The 17,184-nt window shown below is 69.4% G+C and carries 13 protein-coding genes and 2 pseudogenes; 12 read left to right on the plus strand and 3 right to left on the minus strand.

Annotation, left to right across the window (positions count from 1 at the left end; all coding sequences use genetic code 11):
* Nucleotides 1-2: 2 nt before the first annotated feature.
* Nucleotides 3-1,295 carry a polysulfide reductase NrfD gene (gene nrfD, locus HS104_22135; GenBank protein ID MBE7482665.1) on the plus strand — a complete coding sequence of 431 codons (1,293 nt, stop codon included), beginning with the start codon at nt 3-5 and terminating at the stop codon, nt 1,293-1,295.
* A 3-nt stretch (nt 1,296-1,298) separates the two neighbouring features.
* Here the strand turns inward: nrfD and HS104_22140 are convergent, their stop codons facing one another.
* On the minus strand, nt 1,299-1,571 hold the full coding sequence (locus tag HS104_22140) for a hypothetical protein (protein MBE7482666.1): 273 nt from the start codon (nt 1,569-1,571) through the stop codon (nt 1,299-1,301).
* Nucleotides 1,572-1,767: 196 nt separating this feature from the next.
* On the opposite strand from HS104_22140, the gene HS104_22145 reads away from it, so the two are divergent.
* Entirely contained in the window at nt 1,768-2,091 is a 324-nt protein-coding gene (locus HS104_22145; protein MBE7482667.1) for a hypothetical protein, read from the plus strand.
* Here the strand turns inward: HS104_22145 and HS104_22150 are convergent, their stop codons facing one another.
* Complete coding sequence (locus HS104_22150; protein MBE7482668.1) at nt 2,092-2,688, minus strand: glycoside hydrolase family 25 protein; 597 nt, start codon at nt 2,686-2,688, stop codon at nt 2,092-2,094. It abuts the gene before it with no gap.
* Nucleotides 2,689-2,744: 56 nt separating this feature from the next.
* On the opposite strand from HS104_22150, the gene HS104_22155 reads away from it, so the two are divergent.
* From HS104_22155 to HS104_22185, 7 genes and pseudogenes are all read left to right on the plus strand, one after another.
* On the plus strand, nt 2,745-4,961 hold the full coding sequence (locus HS104_22155) for a DUF3604 domain-containing protein (GenBank protein ID MBE7482669.1): 2,217 nt from the start codon (nt 2,745-2,747) through the stop codon (nt 4,959-4,961).
* Nucleotides 4,958-5,791: a peptidyl-prolyl cis-trans isomerase gene (locus HS104_22160; protein ID MBE7482670.1), complete on the plus strand. Its 834-nt coding sequence runs from the start codon at nt 4,958-4,960 to the stop codon at nt 5,789-5,791. Before HS104_22155 ends, HS104_22160 begins: the two co-directional genes overlap by 4 nt.
* Complete coding sequence (locus HS104_22165) at nt 5,788-6,948, plus strand: HupE/UreJ family protein (GenBank protein ID MBE7482671.1); 1,161 nt, start codon at nt 5,788-5,790, stop codon at nt 6,946-6,948. Before HS104_22160 ends, HS104_22165 begins: the two co-directional genes overlap by 4 nt.
* Before the next feature lie 273 nt (nt 6,949-7,221).
* Entirely contained in the window at nt 7,222-7,845 is a 624-nt protein-coding gene (locus HS104_22170; GenBank protein ID MBE7482672.1) for a response regulator transcription factor, read from the plus strand.
* A gap of 110 nt (nt 7,846-7,955) precedes the next feature.
* Nucleotides 7,956-9,767 (plus strand): ABC transporter ATP-binding protein, encoded by a 1,812-nt coding sequence (locus HS104_22175; GenBank protein ID MBE7482673.1) that lies wholly within the window; start codon nt 7,956-7,958, stop codon nt 9,765-9,767.
* Nucleotides 9,768-9,826: 59 nt separating this feature from the next.
* On the plus strand, nt 9,827-11,611 hold the full coding sequence (locus HS104_22180; protein MBE7482674.1) for an ABC transporter ATP-binding protein: 1,785 nt from the start codon (nt 9,827-9,829) through the stop codon (nt 11,609-11,611).
* Between the two features lie 281 nt (nt 11,612-11,892).
* Nucleotides 11,893-11,982 (plus strand): annotated as a pseudogene (locus tag HS104_22185) (acetyl-CoA carboxylase biotin carboxyl carrier protein subunit).
* A 1,724-nt stretch (nt 11,983-13,706) separates the two neighbouring features.
* Here the strand turns inward: HS104_22185 and HS104_22190 are convergent.
* Nucleotides 13,707-13,913 (minus strand): annotated as a pseudogene (locus HS104_22190) (hypothetical protein).
* 165 nt (nt 13,914-14,078) lie between these two features.
* On the opposite strand from HS104_22190, the gene HS104_22195 reads away from it, so the two are divergent.
* Genes HS104_22195 through HS104_22205 form a run of 3 tightly spaced genes read left to right on the plus strand, consistent with a single transcriptional unit; the run spans nt 14,079 to nt 17,169 of the window.
* The gene (locus HS104_22195) at nt 14,079-15,248 is read left to right on the plus strand and encodes an ABC transporter substrate-binding protein (GenBank protein MBE7482675.1); all 1,170 of its coding nucleotides are present in this window, start codon (nt 14,079-14,081) and stop codon (nt 15,246-15,248) included.
* On the plus strand, nt 15,245-16,162 hold the full coding sequence (locus HS104_22200) for a branched-chain amino acid ABC transporter permease (GenBank protein ID MBE7482676.1): 918 nt from the start codon (nt 15,245-15,247) through the stop codon (nt 16,160-16,162). Before HS104_22195 ends, HS104_22200 begins: the two co-directional genes overlap by 4 nt.
* The gene (locus tag HS104_22205) at nt 16,162-17,169 is read left to right on the plus strand and encodes a branched-chain amino acid ABC transporter permease (GenBank protein MBE7482677.1); all 1,008 of its coding nucleotides are present in this window, start codon (nt 16,162-16,164) and stop codon (nt 17,167-17,169) included. Before HS104_22200 ends, HS104_22205 begins: the two co-directional genes overlap by 1 nt.
* The last annotated feature ends 15 nt before the right edge of the window (nt 17,170-17,184 follow it).

The raw sequence follows: 17,184 nt of genomic DNA on the forward strand, positions 1-17,184 counted from the left end.
CCATGACCAAGGACACCCATCTCGTCACCTATCCACGCTTCCTGTGGACGGCTCTGAAGATGAGCACCGACGGGACTTGGCGCTTCTACACCTGGATGTTCGCGCTCACTGCGGTGGCGCTGGTCGGCGCCAACACCTGGGCCCACCAGGTGGTGCAAGGCATGTCGCTCACGGGCATGACGGACCACGTCTCGTGGGGCCTGTACATCGCCAACTTCACCTTCGGCGTGGGGCTGGCCGCCGGCGCCGTGATGATGGTGATCCCGGCGTACCTCTACGACGACCATGAGATGCACGACGTGGTCTTGATCGGCGAGCTCCTGAGCATCGCGGCGATCATCGTGTGCCTGGCCTTCGTGACCGTGGACATGGGCCGGCCGGATCGCTTCTGGCACATCGTGCCCGGGATCGGCCGCTTCAACTGGCCCATCTCCATGCTCACCTGGGACGTGATCGTGCTGGGCGGCTACCTGCTGATCAACCTACACATCGCCGGCTACCTCACCTACATGCGCTTCCTGGGGCGCCGCCCCGCCAAGCGCTGGTACCTGCCGTTCGTGTTCGTGAGCATCGCCTGGGCGGTGTCCATCCACACCGTGACGGCGTTCCTCTACAGCGGCCTCGGCGGGCGCCCGACGTGGAACTCGGCGCTGCTCGCTCCGCGCTTCATCGCCTCGGCGTTCGTCACCGGACCGGCCTTCGTGATCTTGTTGCTCCAGCTCCTGCGTCGGGCCGCGGATCTCCAGATCGGCGACGGCCCGATCCACACGCTCCGGTCCATCCTGCGGGTGACCGTGCTGGTGAACCTGTTCATGCTCGCCTCGGAGCTGTTCACGGCCTTCTACTCGGGAGGCGCCCACGCCGCGTCGGCGAAGTACCTGTTCTTCGGCCTGCACGACAAGGCGGCGCTGGTGCCGTGGATCTGGTCCGCCATCGCGCTCAACTTGGTGTCCGCGGTGCTGCTGCTCGCGCCGAACAAGCAGCAGACCATCTGGATGCTCGACGCCGCCTGCCTGGCCGCGTTCACCGGCGTCTGGATCGAGAAGGGCATGGGGCTCATCGTCCCCGGCTTCGTGCCGAGCACGCTCCACGAGCTGGTGGAGTATTTGCCCACCTTGGCAGAATGGAAGATCGCCGCCGGCATCTGGGCCTTCGGCCTGATGGTGCTGACCGTGGGCGTGAAGGTGTGCCTGCCCGTGTTGCGCGGGGAGCTGTCGCCCGCGAGCCTGCGGCGCCCGGCCGGCGCGGAGCCCGAGCGCCCCGCGCCGAAGGGCGAAGAAGCGATCGCCGAGTGAGCGTCAGCCGGTCGGGAAGCCAGAGCACTTCGACTTGCACTGCGGGAAGCCGAAGACGTCGAGCTTTGCCTCGCAGCTCGCCTTGACGTTTCCACCGGCGCTGACGGTCGCCGCGCACTCGGTCTGACAGTCGTCGCCGTTACCGCCTTCCGCGACGACGCAAGCGCAGACGTTGTTGCAGCTCGCGCTCGTCCCACCGCCATCGTCGTCGTTACCGCCACAAGCGGCGAGGGAGACAGTGAACGTCGCGAGGACCAGGGCCAGAAGCCGTTTCATCGAGCACCTCCGCCCGAGACCTTATCAGGATCTCGCGCATGCGATAACGTGCCGGCATGCTCGGTCGCTTGGTCACGTTGGCGCTTCTACCGCTCCTGGTTCAGGCAGCGGCGGCGCGACGACCGGCGGCAGCGGCGGCGCTGCCACGGGCGGCAGCGGCGCGACCGGTGGCACCACCAGCTCGAGCTGCGCCAACGTGAAGTGCGGCAGTTGCGGGCAGTGCAAGCTGGTGGGCGGCGTCGCGACCTGCGAGTGCCCGAAGGACTACCAGCTGGTCGGCGGCGAGTGCAAGCTGGCCATCGACCCTTGCGCGAGCGCAGACTGTGCGGCCGACGAGGCCTGTGTTCCCGAAGCGCACTGCCAGGCTCTCGGCGCTTGCGTGAAGAAGTGCGACTGCAGCAACTGCGGGAACTGCGACGGCGACAACAGCGACGGCAAGTGGAACGACTGGCAGGAGTACTGCGGCAACCCGAACCAGTCGCCGGCCACCAAGGCCTGCAACAGCTGCTTGAGCCTGTGACTAGCAGCCGCCTGCTGGTGCAAGCCCGCCGCTGCCACCGTTGACGCATGCCGGAGCCCGCGGCCCAGCCGCCGCCGCCGCCGCTCGAGCTGCCGCCATTGCCGCTGCCGCTGGCTCCGCCGTTGCTCGCCCCACCGCCGCCGGTGCTCGAGCAACCGCCGGCACCGCCGCCACCGCTCGGAGGCGGCGGCGCCGCGCCGCAGGTGTGCCGGCCGCCTGCATCTTGCCCGCTTGCGCGATCGGATCCCGACTCGGGCGGAAGAACTGGTAGACGCCGCGGATCACGCCGGCAGCCTTCGCCCCCTGCCAGTTCGCCTGGAACATACCGTCGGGGTAGTTGAGCCCGTCGCTGGCACGGATGAACGCGAAGTCGTAGCCGGCACCCTTCACCTTGGTCCAGTCGATGGTCGCCTGCCACTTCGAGACGTCCACGCCTTTGACCAGCGTGCCCGACTTGGGACACACGTTGACCAGCGCCTCCCCCGTGCTGTCCAGGCACGCGCTGTCCGTGCCTGCACAGCCGACGAACGAGAGGCTGGAGGCGAGCAGCCCAACCGAGAGGGCCGCCAGCACCGAGACGACCCGAGAGCTGCCCATGGGCGGGTGATACCAGCTCCGATGACACGCGGAGCCTCCCGAGTTAGCCGGACGCCATGTCCAAGCGGTGGAGGATCGGGGTCGGGGTCGTGTGTGCCCTCGGGTGCCTGGGCGGGGCGTTTCACTTCGTGTACGGCGGCGGCGAGCTGGAGAGCGCGGGGACCGTGAACCCCAAGCGCCCGCCGCCGGAGAGCGTTCAGAGCCGGCGTGAGGCCGAGCGCGTGACCGGCGAGCGCTCGCAGATCTTGTTCGGCGATCTCCACGTCCACACCACGTTCTCCGCCGACGCTTTCATGCGCAGCTTGCCGCTGCTCGGCGGAGAGGGAGCACACCCGCCGGCGGACGCCTGCGACTTCGCCCGCTTCTGCTCGCAGCTCGACTTCTTCGCCATCACGGACCACGCCGAGGGGCTGACGCCGCGGCAGTGGGCCGAGACGAAGGAGTCGGTCCGGCAATGCAACGCGGTGGCCGGGGATCCGGCGAACCCCGACGTGGTCGCGTACACCGGCTGGGAGTGGTCGCAGGTCGGGACCACACCGAAGGAGCATTACGGCCACAAGAACGTGATCTTCCGCGAGACGGCCGAGGCCGCGCTGCCGGCGCGCCCCATCGGCGCTGGCGGCACCGTGGCGGCCGCGATGCGCAACGCCGCTCGCATGGGCGGCGGCTCCGAGCTGGATCGCCTGCTGGTTCCGGTGCGCGACTTCGCCCGGCGCCAGCGCTACCTCGACCTTCAGGAGTTTCAGCGCGAGTCGGCGCGCGTCGGGGACTGCCCAGCGGGAGTGAACAGCAAGGAGCTGCCCCGCGACTGTCGGGAGCTGGCGGCCACGCCCCGCGAGCTCTTCGACAAGCTCGATCACTGGGGCTTCGACGCGCTGGTCATCCCGCACGGCACCACCTGGGGCTTCTACACGCCGCCTGGCTACACCTGGGACAAGCAGCTCGACCCGAGTCAGAACGACCCGAAGCGGCAGAACCTGTTCGAGATCTACTCGGGCCACGGCAACTCCGAGGAGTACCGTTCGTGGCAGGAGGTGAACGGCGCCTTCGACGAGCCCGGCGCGACGTGTCCGGCGCCCACGCCCGATCACGAGCCCTGCTGCTGGCGCGCCGGCGAGATCATCCGCGGGCGCTGCGCGGACGCGCCCGCCGCCGAGTGCGAGCGGCGCGTCGAGAAGGCGCGCCTGGACTACGTGCGCGCGGGCGTGGCCGGTCACCTGACGGTGCCTGGCGCCGGCGTCGAGGACTGGAAGGACTGCGGACAGTGTCGCGACTGTTTCAACCCCGCGTTCAGCTATCGGCCCGGCGCCTCCGCGCAGTACGCGCTGGCGAAGGGCGCGAATTTCGGCTTCATCGCCTCCAGCGACAACCACAGCGCACGCCCGGGCACCGGCTACAAGGAATTCGGCCGCCGCAAGATGGGTGAGGCCACCGGGCCCGAGAGCGAGTCCTGGCGCCAGCGCTTCTTCCCCAAGCAGAAGCCGCCGTTGCCGGAGAGCGAGTCACTTGGCGCGGAGGATCTGATGAAGCTGGCTCCGTTCCAGCTCGTGCACCTGGAGCGACAAGCCAGCTTCTTCATGACCGGCGGGTTGGTCGCGGTCCACAGCCAGGGACGCTCGCGGGAAGCCATCTGGGACGCGCTGCGACGCCGCGAGGTGTACGGCACCTCCGGCGAGCGCATCCTGCTCTGGTTCGATCTGGAGAACGGCCCGTCCGGACGCGTGGCGATGGGCTCCGAGGTGAAGCTCGGCACGGCGCCGAAGCTCCGCGTGCGCGCGGCCGGCGCGTTCGCGCAGAAGCCGGGTTGCCCCGACTGGGTCCACGAGCGCCTGGGCGCCCGCGACGTCGAGCGCCTCTGCCTGGGCGAGTGCTTCAACGCCGGCGACCAGCGCCGGCGCATCACCCGCGTCGAGGTGGTGCGCATCCGCCCGCTCCGGGGCGCGGACGCCGAGCTCGCGACGGCGATCGACGACCCCTGGAAGCGCGTGAGCTGCGACGCAGGGCGCGAGATCTGCGAGATCGAGCTCGAGGACCCGGAGTTCGTCGAAGGGAAGCGCGACGTCATCTACTACGTGCGCGCCATCCAGGAGCCCACGCCGGCGGTGAACGCCGGCGGCTTGCGCTGCGAGCGCGACGCGGCCGGCAACTGCGTCCAGGCCCGGCCCTGCTACGGCGACTACCGCACGAAGTTCGAGGACGACTGCCTCAGCGAGAACGAGGAGCGCGCCTGGTCGTCACCCATCTACGTGCGTTGGCAGGAGGTCACGCCATGAAGACACCGGGGAATTGGCTGCTTTTGTGCGGCGCGCTGGCGGGCGTCGCGCTGGCGACGGCGGGCATCGTGCGCGCGCCGAGCCCTCGGCTTCCAGACGACGCGGTGGCCGTGGTCAACGGTCAGCCGATCCGACGCGCCGACTACGAGACCGCGCTGGCCGCCGCCGCCGCGGACGGGAAGCGCGGGACGGAGGATCCTGCGCTCCGACGCCACGTGCTCGAACGCCTGATCGACGAGGAGCTGCTGGTGCAGGCGGCGCTCGAGCTCGGGCTGGCTCAGCGCGACCGGCGGGTGCGAGCGGATCTGTCGTCGGCGACCTTGAGCTTCGTCACGGAGGCGCCCGCGAAGGAGCCGAGCGAGGGCGAGCTGCGGGACTTCTTCCGCGAGAACACGGGTTACTTCACGAGCGACGCTCGCGTCGAGGTCGAGGAGCTGTACTTCGAGGGCCCGGCTGCGCGGAGCCGCGCACTCGCAGCGCGCGCGGACTGGCGAGAAGGGCGAACCGTGCCCGCGGACCCACCGCCTCTGCCGCTGCCAGCGGGTCAGCTTCCGCTGACCAAGCTCGAGCAGTACCTCGGCCCGAAGCTGGCGCGCGCCCTGGGCGAGCTGCCCGTGGGTGAGATCAGCGAGCCGCTGGTGAGCGGCGACGGCTACCGGCTCCTCCGCGTGAAGTCCCGCGGCGGCGGGTCCCCGCCGCGCTTCGAGGACGTGCGCGAGCTGGTGGGCGCCGAATGGCGACGGCGAGCATCGGAGCGAGAGCTGCGTCGTTTCCTGGCCGAGCGTCGGGCGCGCGCGAAGCTCTCTCTACTGCCGGAGCTCGGCTCGTGAAGCGGCTCGCCCTCTTGCTGTTCGGCCTGTGTTTGCTGCTCTGGTGCAGCCGCTCCGAGGCGCACACGCGCAGCGTGTCGTACTCGACCTGGCGCATCGACGGGCACGCCGCGACGGTGACGGCCCGCGTCAGCTTGCTCGACGCGAGCCTGATCGCTGGGGCGGGCCTGACGGCGCACGTCCGCGAGGGCCTGCTCCTCTCGACCCCGGCGGGCGCCTGTCGAGCGACCGAGCCGCGGCAGCGCCAGAGCGATCCGGAGTGGATCGAGCTGGTGTGGAGCGTGAGCTGTCCGGGCGAGGGAGCGCTGACGCTCGGGAGCTCGCTCTTCGTGGCGCAGAACCCGTCCCACCTGCACCTGGCGCGCGTGAGCTTCGGCGACGCGCCGCCCAGCGAGCACGTGCTCGACGCCCGCGGGCAGAGCGCCACGCTGGAGCGGAGCGCACCCGCGCCCGAGAGCTTCTCTCGCTTCGTTTGGTTGGGCGTGGAGCACATCGCCACGGGTTGGGACCACCTGCTCTTCGTGCTGATGCTGCTGTTCGCCGCGAGGAGCCTGCGCGGCGCGGCGCTGGTGGTCACCGGTTTCACGCTGGGGCACAGCGCCACCTTGACCCTCACGGTGCTCGGCGCATTGGCACCCCGCGAGGGACCGGTCGAGGCCCTGATCGCCGCGAGCATCGCGCTGCTCGCGGTGGAGAACGTCTGGATCGGCGAGGGCCGCGAGCGCGCGCTCTTGCCCGTCGCGGCGGTCCTGACGCTCGTGCTGTCGGCGCTCGCCGCCCTCGCGCTCTCGCGCTCGGTGGCGCCTGCGCTCTTCGGTGTGGCGCTGTTCGCGGCCTGCTACTTCACTCTAGTCGGCAGGAGCGAGCGGCCAGAGCTGGGTCGCGCAGCGGTGGCTGCGCTGTTCGGCCTGGTCCACGGCTTCGGCTTCGCGCGAGTGCTCACGAGCATGGAGCTCTCCCCCGTACGCCTCGCCCGCGCTCTCGTCGGCTTCAACCTCGGCGTGGAGCTCGGACAGCTCGCGGTGATCGCGCTTGCGTTCCCGTTGCTCCTCGCCGTCAGGCGGCGCGCGCCGGAGCGTCCACTCGGAAGGGTCGCCGCGAGCGCTGCGCTCGTTCTCGCCTGCTACTGGTTCGTGGTGCGGGCGTTCGACGCCTGAATCCCGCAGCGCGTCAGCGCTTGACCACGGTCAACAGCCGCGCTTGACCGCGCCTTTCCGCGGGGTCACGCTTCAGTCGCTTCGCACCGAGACTCGCACTCTCACCCCGAGTCGCTCACCTCCGACCACCTAGCTTCCGTATCAATGCGGATTCTCGCCTGGATTCCGGAGGTCTAACGACTGTACCGGGCGCGAAGATCGCGGTGGCTCCCCCGCCGCTCACTGATGCACGCAATACCAACACCCAAGACCCGAGACGACCGGCTGCGGGTCATGCTCATCGACGACCACCCGGTGGTGCTCGCTGGGCTGAAGAGCTTTCTGCGCGACGCTCCCGGCGTCGAGATCTTCGCGACCGCCGTGGACACGAACGAGGCCGTGGGCCGCGCGGCTCACCTGCGCCCCGACGTCTTCCTGGTCACCCTCAGCGGCTCGACCCCGGGCCCGCTGGACGCCGTCCGCATGCTCCGTGCTCGTTTCCCGGAGGTCGCCGTGGTGGTCCTGGGGCTCGACTCCGGCTGCGCCTCGGCGAAGGAGCTGATGGTAGCGGGAGCCAGCGCGTTCCTGGACAAGACGGCCGGACGCGACGCCGTGCTGGCGGTGCTCGGGCAGCTTCGCACGGACGAGGACACGGGGTCCCGGCGCTTGCTCGCGCTCGGCGACTCGGTCCCGCCTCCGCCCAGCTCCGGCAGCGGCTCGCTGTCGCGGCGCGAGCTCCAGGTCCTGACCTTGATCGCCGACGGCTTCACCAACAAGCAGATCGCCGACGAGCTCGGCATCAGCGTGCGGACCGTCGAAACCCACCGCGAGCGCTTGATGCGCAAGCTCAACGTCCAGGGAACGGCCGCGCTGACCAAAGCGGCCATCGCGCTCGGACTGGTCAGCGCCAGGTCCTGAGAGCGGGGCGGCCGACTGCCGGCGAAAAAGCCGAGAGCTTCGGACGTCCCGGGGGCGCCGGCGCCTGGTAGAACGAGCGTCTTCGCTTTATGCGATGGTCCTTCGCTCGCATGGCTAGCCCGAGCCCTCCTCCGTCCGAGATCCCCGTCACGCTCGGCGCACACTTCGCTCGGCAGCTGCCTCGCTACGGCGTCGGCCTGGTGCTGATCGCGGTCTACCAGCTGGCGCAGTACTGGTTCGACACGCGGCTGATGCGAGCCATCGACCTGGCGGTCAGCGATCAGCGCTCCGCGGCGACGCTGCTCGGGCTCGCGCTGATCGGCGTGGCCATCGCCTCCTTCGCCATCCGCGTGCTCTCCCGCGTGGCCATCTTCAACGGCGGGCGCATCGCCGAGTACGAGCTGCGCCGGGCGATGCTCGATCGCCTGCAGAAGCTGGGCCCGGCCTTCTACCGCCGCATGAGCACCGGGGAGATCATGAGCCGCGTCACCAACGACCTGACCCAGGTCCGGCTGTTGCTCGGCTTCGGCGTGCTCAACGTGATCAACACGGTGCTCGCGCTGGCGAGCGCGCTGGCCGTGACGCTCGGCATGTCGTGGAAGCTGACCCTTGCCTCTCTGTCGTCGCTGCCGCTGCTCTTACTGGTGACGCGGCACTTTTCGCGGCAGATCTTCACGCGCCAGAAGGACTACCAGGACAGCCTCGGCATGATGAGCGAGATGGTGCAGTCCAGCATCGCCGGCATGCGCGTGGTCAAGTCGTTCTCGCTCGAAGACAGCGAGAAGGCCCGCTTCGAGAAGCAGAACCAGCACTACTACGAGAAGACGCTGTCTCTGGCCCGGCTGCGCGGCAGCATGGGCCCGATCATGAGCGCGATCACCACCGTGGGCATCCTGGTGGTGTTCTGGTACGGCGGGCACTTGATGCTGGCGGGCGAGCTCAGCGCCGGCGGCTTCTTGGCCTTCTACCGCGCGCTGGCTCGGCTCACCTGGCCGCTCATCGCGCTCGGCTTCCTGGTGGGCCTGGTGCAGCGCGGTCGCGCCTCTTGGGCGCGGCTGCGCGAGGTCTTCGAGGCCCAACCGGACATCGTGGACGGTGAGCTCGCGCCGCCTCCGGCGATCCAGGGCTCGCTCTCGGTGAAGCACCTCTCCTTCGCGTACGGCGACGAGCCGGTGCTGTCCGACGTGAGCTTCGAGCTGCCGGCGGGGAAGTCCTTGGCCATCCTCGGCCGCACCGGCAGCGGCAAGAGCACGCTCGCAGTGCTGCTCCCGCGCCTTCAGCCCGCACCGCGCGGCAGCATCTTCCTGGACGGCACGGACGTGTGCGACCTGCCGCTCGAGAGCGTGCGCAGCGCCATCGGCTACGCTCAGCAGAACGCCTTCCTGTTCTCGACCACCATCGGTCGCAACATCGCCTTCGCGCTCGACGAGCCCGACGCCAAGCAGAGCCTGCTCACGGTGCGCGAGGCCGCGCGGGAGGCGCACATCTTGGACGAGGTCCTCGGTCTGCCGGACGGCTTCGACACGGTGGTCGGCGAGCGCGGCGTGCAGCTCTCCGGGGGTCAGAAGCAGCGCGTGGCGCTGGCCCGCGCCTTCGTGAGCGAGCCGAAGATCCTGGTCCTGGACGACCCGCTCTCCGCCGTGGACGCGCGCACGGAGAAGGGCATCCTGGAGGCCATCGAGCGCCAAAAGCGCGAGCGCGGCCTGATCCTGATCACGCACCGCGTCGCCGCCGCTTCGCGCTGCGATCAGATCGTGGTGCTGGAGCAGGGCAAGATCGTCGAGCGCGGCAGCCACGACGAGCTCGTGGCGAGCGGGGGCCTGTACTCGGTGTTCGCCGAGGAGCAGCGCATCGAGAGCGAGCTCGCGCGGCTCGGCGCCGAGGAGCTGCCGCCCTCGAGTCGGGAGGTCTCCGCGCCATGAGCGTCGAGAGCGCGAAGAGCGCGGCCGACGACGAGGCGGCCGAGCAACGCACCGAAGATCTGCTCAAGGCCTTCCACGAGGAGAGCGCGCTCGGAAAGATCTACGACCGGCGGCTGATCGCCCGGCTCTGGCCGTATCTCCGGCCGCACAAGCGGCTGCTCGGCTTCGCCCTGGCCGGCGTGCTCGTCACGGCGGCGACCTCCCTGGTCCGGCCCCTGGTCATGCTGCACGCCATCGACAAAGGCGTGCTCGCCGGGGACCCCGCCGTGCTGATGCGCTCGGGGCTCGTCTTGCTCGGCGTGGTGGTCTTCGAGCAGGTGCTGAACTACGTGCAGGTCTACACGACGCAGGTGCTCGGCGCGCGCGCCACGTCCGACCTGCGCCGCGACATCTTCGCCTTCCTGCACCAGCTGCGCATCGGCTTCTTCGACCGCCAGCCGGTCGGGCGCCTGGTCACCCGTGTCACCAACGACGTGGACGCGATCCTGGAGCTGTTCGCGTCCGGGGCGCTGAGCGCCGCGGGGGACCTGCTGCGCCTGCTGGGCATCGTCGTCCTGATGGTGATGCTGGACTGGCAGCTCTCGCTCATCACCTTCGCTGCCACGCCGCTGGTGCTGCTCCTGATGGTGGCCGTGCGCGGGCGCATGCGCGAGGCCTTCCGAGAGATCCGCGCGAAGACCGCGCGGATGAACGCCACCATGAACGAGCAGGTGGCGGGCATGGGCGTGGTGCAGGCCTACCGGCGCGAGGATCGGGCGGCGGAGGAGTTCGACTCCATCAACCGCGCCTATCGTGACGCCAACATCGCCAGCATCAAATTCGAGTCGATGCAGGACGCGGCCATCGAGATGCTGACGGCGGTGTGCCTGGCATCCATCGTGGTCGCTTTCGGCTACCACCGCGTGAGCTTCGGCACCGTGGTCGCGTTCAACGCCTACGTGGTGCAGTTCTTCGAGCCCATCAGCATGCTGGCGATGCGCTTCACGCTGCTCCAGAGCGCGATGGCGGGCGCGGAGCGCATCTTCGGCCTGCTCGACGGCACCGACCCCGCGGAGCGCGACGCCCCGCCCAAGCCGGCCGAGCCGACCGGAGACCGGGAGCTCGCCCTGGAGCTCGACCGCGTCACCTTCGCGTACAAGCCCGGCGTTCCCGTGCTCAGGGACGTGAGCTTCGCGGCAAAGCGCGGCGAGAAGCTGGCCCTGGTCGGGCCGACCGGCGCCGGCAAGAGCACGGTGACCCAGCTTCTGCTCCGGCTCTACGAGGTCGAGTCCGGAACGGTGCGGGTGAACGGCGACGACGTGGCGGGGCTCGCCCGCGCCGAGCTGCGGCGGCGCTTCGCCGTGGTTCCGCAGGACGTTTACCTGTTCCCGGGCACCGTGTGCAGCAACATCGCAGCCGGCGAGACACCCGATCGCGAGCGTGTGCGCCAGGCGCTCGAACGCCTGGGCGCGCTCGATCTGTTCGAGCGGCGTCCGCAGGGCATCGACTGTCCGGTGAACGAGCACGGCGCCAACTTCAGCGCCGGGGAGCGCCAGCTCATCGCGTTCGCGCGGGCCTTGTACCGTGACGCGCCGATTCTGATCTTGGACGAGGCCACCGCCAACATCGACAGTGACACGGAGGCTCGCATCCAACGCGCGCTGGAGGAGCTGATGCGTGATCGCACGGCCGTGGTAATCGCCCACCGGCTCTCGACGATCCGCCGCGCCGATCGCATCGTCGTATTCCACAAAGGGCGGGTGGTCGAGCAAGGGAACCACGCAGAGTTGCTCGAGCTCGGTGGCCTGTACGCGAAGCTCCACGAGCTTCAGTTCGCGCGTCGCGCGCCGAATGCAGCCGAGTGAGCCCGACTGGCCCCGGGCGGGACACCCCGATTTTGCGCAAATTGTGCGACATTCGGCTGACTTCGTTCAGAGGACCAGTATATCCACTGAGAGATTTGCGCGCGCGCTCCGGCGCGAGCTGAGCGATGTCATGCGAGCTCGCGCGGGGCCTCCGAAGCACCGCGGAAGCGTGCGAAATGAAGGACAGCGACGTACAGGAGGTACTTCGAATCATGAGGGCTGCATTCGCTTTCGCATTGCTGACGGGAGTCACCGCAACGTCCGTGGCCGGAGCCCAGGACGCCCCTGCCGAGGGCGCGCCCGCGACCGCAGAAGCAGCAGCTCCCGCGGAGCCCGCGCCTGCGGCGGCCGAAGCCGCTGCGCCTGCGGCGGAGGCCAAGCCGAAGAAGCCCCCCTACTCGCTGCCCTGGCAGCTCCGGCCGGTAGCGCCCGGGAACGTCGTGCGCTCGGACACGTCCCTCCTCATGGTCAAGCCGAAGGGAGCAGACTCGGGCAGCACGACCATCGCCACGTCGTTGCTGTTCTCGTACAAGGTCATGGACGATCTCGCGCCGCTGGTGCGGCTCGGTTACGTGAGCTACTCGCCGCCCGAGCCCAACGCGGCCGCCGGCGGCGGCTCGGCGTTCCTGAACCCGGTGCTCGGCGCCCTCTACGGCATGGCTCTCGGCCCCGAGCTGAAGCTGGGGCTGTTCCTGGGCCTGGCGCTACCGCTGGGCTCGAACGGCGGCGACGATCCGAAGCCGGAGAAGGCCGCGGCCCTCGGCGCCGGCATGGCCGCGCGCCGTTACATGGACAACGCCATGTTCGCCGTGAACTTCATGACGCCCTTCCCTGGCGTCGGCCTGGCGTACGTGTCCGGCGGGCTCACCGTGCAGGCGGAGGCCACGGTGCTGTTCCTTCAGCGTGTGAAGGGCAAGGACGTCGAGAAGGACAGCTCCAAGACCAACCTGACGACGGGCCTCCACGCCGGCTACTTCTTCATCCCGATGCTGTCGCTGGGCGCGGAGCTGAACTACCAGCGCTGGCTCTCGACGCCCAAGGCTCCGCCGGTCGAGGCGAACAGCGCGCTGCGCGACAACCTCTCCTTCGCCATCGGCCCGCGCTTGCACATCAAGGCCGGCGAGAGCCTGTGGATCCGCCCGGGCATCGCCTACGCGACCTTCCTGGACAAGCCCATGCGAGACTCGGACACCATCGACTCGAACCACATCATCCAGATCGACGTGCCGGTCGCGTTCTGACGTCAACCGGGCAAGCAGCAGATCGTGACCGCGTCCTGCTGGACCTCGCCGCCCGGTGTCGGCGTGCCGTAGGTGGTGCAGCTCGGGGCCGCGGAAGTGAACTTCGCCGACTGCACGTTCGAGCCAGCGAACGGGGCGGCGCAGTTCATCGGCACCGGTGCCGGGTTGCCGAGCGGGCTCGCGCAGTTCTGCGCGGAGTAGGGCTGCAGCGACCCGCAGCTCGGCGCCAGGCAGCCGCAGGTGTTCGAGCAGGTCCGCTGGTCCAGCGTCTCCCAGGTCGCGATCTTCTGGGAATACGCTCCCGAGCAGCTGTTGTCTCCGTCCTTGTAGATGCACACCCGCCCCGTGGTCGGGGAGCCGGGATGGGGGACGCAGGTCTCGGAGGAGCACGAGCTCGTCGAGGCCGGCGCGCAGCCGCGGATGGTCCTGGTCCAGTCGATGTTGTCCAGGTTGGTGAGCGTCGAAGGTGTGCAGCTCTTGTTCACGTCGGCCTTGATCTGAGCGTGGGTCACGCCGGAGCAGAGGGACGCCCCAGCGGCGACGCACGCGCCACTGGCGAGGCTGACCGTGGTGCACGCCGTACCGCCGCAGCAGGCAGCGCCGCTACAGGTGCCGGCCACGTAAGCGTCGATGCGTATGTTCGAGCAGGCGACGCCCGAGGCGTCGCAGGAGCATCCGCACTGCGCGGCGGGCGGAGTGCCCGACAGCTGGTCGTGCGCGAAGAGGACCTCCGACGGGTAAGCGCCGCTGCAGGTCGCCGCCGTCTTCGCCGCCGCGTCGATGATGGCGATGGGACCGCTCCAACCGCCCGGCACGGCTGGCGCGCACACGCCCCCGCCGCACGCGGGCAGGCCGCCGGTTCCTCCGGTCGCGCCGCCGGTTCCTCCGGTCGCGCCGCCGGTTCCTCCGGTCGCGCCGCCGGTTCCTCCGGTCGCGCCGCCGGTTCCTCCAATCACGCCGCCGGCGCCCGCGGTCACGCCGCCGCTGCCGCCCGTGGCTCCGCCCGCGCCGCCGGTCGTGCCGCCCCCGCCGCTCTCGCCACCCGAGCCCGCCGCGCCCCCGGTCCCCGACTTGCTGGCGAATTCCTCGCCCCCGCAACCGGCTGCCACCCACAGCGCCACCGCCGACACCACCGCCGCACTGCCGAGCCTCATCCCACGATTCTAGCCCGGGGCTGTGGTAGCGTCCCGCGGCTTTCGCGGGCTCCGCCCGCCTGGAGGGAGCACATGCGTCTCGGTCGTCGCAGTCTGTTCATCGCCGCCACGGCACTGGCTCTATACGGGGTGTCCGCTTGCAAGGGCGGCTCGGCCGCCGGCGGCGGCAGCTCGAGCGGAGGGGGCAGCGAGCTCGTGGTCGGCCACTACGCCTCCATGACCGGCAGCACGGCCCACTTCGGCCAGGACACCGACAAGGCGGTGCGGCTCGCGATCGACGAGGCCAACGCAGCTGGCGGCGTCCTCGGCAAGAAGCTCAAGGTCGTGACGCTGGACACCCGCGGCGACTCGGCCGAAGCGGCGAACGCGGTGACGCGGCTGATCGACGTCGAGAAGAGCGTGGCCATCCTGGGCGAGGTCGCGTCGAGCCTGTCGCTGTCGGGCGGACGCGTGGCGCAGCGGCGCAAGATCCCGATGGTCTCGCCCTCGTCCACGAATCCGAAGGTCACCGAGGTCGGCGACTTCATCTTCCGCGTCTGCTTCCTGGATCCCTTCCAGGGCAAGGTGATGGCGAAGTTCGCCAAGGAGACGCTCAAGGTCGAGAAGGTCGCGATCTTGAAGGACGTCAAGAACGACTACTCGATCGGCCTCTCGGACGCGTTCAAGGAGTCGTTCGAGAAGATGGGCGGCAAGATCGTCGCAGAGCAGTCTTACGGCCAGGGCGACACGGACTTCTCCGCGCAGCTCACGGCGATCAAGGGCACCGAGGCGCAGGCCATCTTCGTGCCCGGCTACTACGCCGAGGTCGGCTCCATCGCACGCACGGCAGAGCGCTTGGGAGTGAAGCTGCCGCTGCTCGGCGGCGACGGCTGGGACGCGCCGGACCTATTCAAGATCGGCGGCGACGCCATCAACGGCTCGTACTTCTCCAATCACTTCGCCCCCGACGCCGCCACGCCCAAGGCCCAGAAGTTCGTGGCCGATTTCAAGGCCAAATACAACGTCGAGCCGACCGGGCTCGGCGCGCTCGGCTACGACGCCGCGGCGGTGCTCGTGGACGCCATCAAGCGCGCTGGCAAGACCGACAGCGACGCGCTACGCGCCGCGCTTGCCGACACCAAGAACTTCGAAGGCGTCACCGGCGCGATCACCATCGACCCGCAGCGCAACGCGCAGAAGAGCGCCGTGGTGCTGAAGATCGAGGGCGGCAAGGCCAAGTTCGCCGCCACCGTCCAGCCGTGAGCGAGTTTTTCCAGCAGATCATCAACGGGCTCTCGCTCGGGTCCATCTACGCCCTGATCGCTCTGGGCTACACGATGGTCTACGGCATCCTGAAGCTGATCAACTTCGCGCACAGCGAGGTCTTCATGGTCGGCGCTTATACCGGCTTCTACACCGCCGGCTCGCTGGGCATCGAGAAGCTCGAGCAGAGCGGCGCGGCATTCCCCATCTACCTGGCGCTGATCGTGCTCGTGGCGGCCATGGCTGCGTCGGCGCTCTTGGGCGTCACCATCGAACGGCTGGCTTACCGCCCGGTGCGCTCGGCGCCGCGCCTGACCCCGCTGATCACCGCCATCGGTGTCAGCCTCTTGCTGCAGAACCTCGGCATGCTGGTGTTCTCGCCGAACCCCCGCCGCTATCCGCCAATAATCAAGGAGGTTCGGTTCGAGGTCGGCGGGGTGATCCTGACCAACATCAAGCTGACCATCTTCTTGGTGACCATGGTGCTGATGCTCGGGCTCTGGTACCTGGTGCAGCGCACCTGGACGGGCCGCGCGATGCGAGCGGTCAGCGTCAACCTGGACGCTGCCAAGCTGATGGGCATCGACACCAACCGCACCATCAGCGCGACCTTCGCCATCGGCTCGGCCCTGGCCGCGGCCGGCGGCATCCTGTTCGGCCTCGATCAGATCACCATCAACCCGCTGATGGGCACGCTGACGGGCTTGAAGGCGTTCGTGGCCGCGGTGCTGGGCGGCATCGGCAACATCCCCGGAGCGGTGGTCGGAGGGCTCCTGATCGGGATGGCCGAGCAGCTGGTGGCCGGCTACGTCAGCCCCGACTACCGCGACGCGATCACGTTCGTGATCCTGATCGTCATCCTGATCCTGCGCCCCGAGGGCATCCTGGGCGTGGTGCGGCAGGAGAAGGTGTGATGCAGGAGCTCGGTCCGCGACAGTGGCTGATCCGCGTCGCCGTCTCGACGGCGGTGGTCGGCGCCATCTACGGCATCGGGCTGGGCGTGCAGGCCGGTCTCATCGAATACGTGCAGCGCATCGTGCTCCTGTGCGGCATCAACATCATCCTGGCCGTCGGACTGAACTTGATCAACGGCACGACGGGGCAGTTCTCCATCGGCCACGCCGGCTTCATGGCCGTCGGCGCGTACGCCACGGCCTTCGTCGGCGTGAAGCTCGCGCCCGGCGTCACCTCGGCGCTCGGCGCGGGCGCCCTGGCCGACGCCGTCGTGTTCAACCTGGCCCTGGTGGTCGGCGCGTTCTGCGCCGGCGTCGCGGGGCTCGCGGTGGGTGTGCCGAGCCTGCGCCTGAAGGGCGACTACCTGGCCATCGTCACCCTGGGCTTCGGCGAGATCATCCGCTTGCTCTTCAACAACACCAAGGCCCTGGGCGCGGCAACCGGCTACTTCGGCGACGACCCCGCCGGGCTGCCGCCGTACACGAGCTTCTTCTGGGTCTTCCTCTGGGTGGTCGTCGTCATCCTGATCGTGCGCAACATCACCTTCAGTCAGACCGGTCGCTCGCTGATCGCCATTCGCGAGGACGAGATCGCGGCGGAAGCCATGGCGACGCCGACCACCCGGCTCAAGGTGACGGCCTTCACCATCAGCGCCGCCACCGCGGGCATCGCCGGCGGCCTGTTCGCTCACATGCAGAGCGGCATCCGGCCGGAGGACTTCAAGTTCGAGAAGTCCATCGACATGATCGTGATGATCATCATCGGCGGCCTGGGCTCGATATCCGGCGCCGTCATCGGCGGCATCTTCCTGGCGGTGACGCTCGAGCTGATGCGCGACCTGCAAGAGTACCGGCTGGTGCTCTACGCGCTCTTGCTCATCGTGATCATGATCGTGCGCCCGCAGGGGCTCCTGGGTACGCGCGAGCTGTCGCTCTCGCTGCTGCGCAAGAAGGCGGGTGCCAAGTGACGCGCCTCGTGGCAC

The sequence above is a fragment of the Polyangiaceae bacterium genome, from assembly GCA_015075635.1.
In the GTDB taxonomy this organism is placed as follows: domain Bacteria; phylum Myxococcota_A; class Polyangia; order Polyangiales; family Polyangiaceae; genus JADJKB01.

What these genes read in the sequence shown, in the direction of transcription:
- HS104_22160 (MBE7482670.1), top strand. Translation starts at nt 4,958, where the DNA reads ATGAAGACACCGGGGAATTGGCTGCTTTTGTGCGGCGCGCTGGCGGGC.
- HS104_22205 (MBE7482677.1), top strand. Translation starts at nt 16,162, where the DNA reads ATGCAGGAGCTCGGTCCGCGACAGTGGCTGATCCGCGTCGCCGTCTCG.
- HS104_22170 (MBE7482672.1), top strand. Translation starts at nt 7,222, where the DNA reads ATGCTCATCGACGACCACCCGGTGGTGCTCGCTGGGCTGAAGAGCTTT.
- HS104_22150 (MBE7482668.1), bottom strand. Translation starts at nt 2,688, where the DNA reads ATGGGCAGCTCTCGGGTCGTCTCGGTGCTGGCGGCCCTCTCGGTTGGG.
- nrfD (MBE7482665.1), top strand. Translation starts at nt 3, where the DNA reads ATGACCAAGGACACCCATCTCGTCACCTATCCACGCTTCCTGTGGACG.
- HS104_22175 (MBE7482673.1), top strand. Translation starts at nt 7,956, where the DNA reads ATGGCTAGCCCGAGCCCTCCTCCGTCCGAGATCCCCGTCACGCTCGGC.
- HS104_22155 (MBE7482669.1), top strand. Translation starts at nt 2,745, where the DNA reads ATGTCCAAGCGGTGGAGGATCGGGGTCGGGGTCGTGTGTGCCCTCGGG.
- HS104_22195 (MBE7482675.1), top strand. Translation starts at nt 14,079, where the DNA reads ATGCGTCTCGGTCGTCGCAGTCTGTTCATCGCCGCCACGGCACTGGCT.
- HS104_22140 (MBE7482666.1), bottom strand. Translation starts at nt 1,571, where the DNA reads ATGAAACGGCTTCTGGCCCTGGTCCTCGCGACGTTCACTGTCTCCCTC.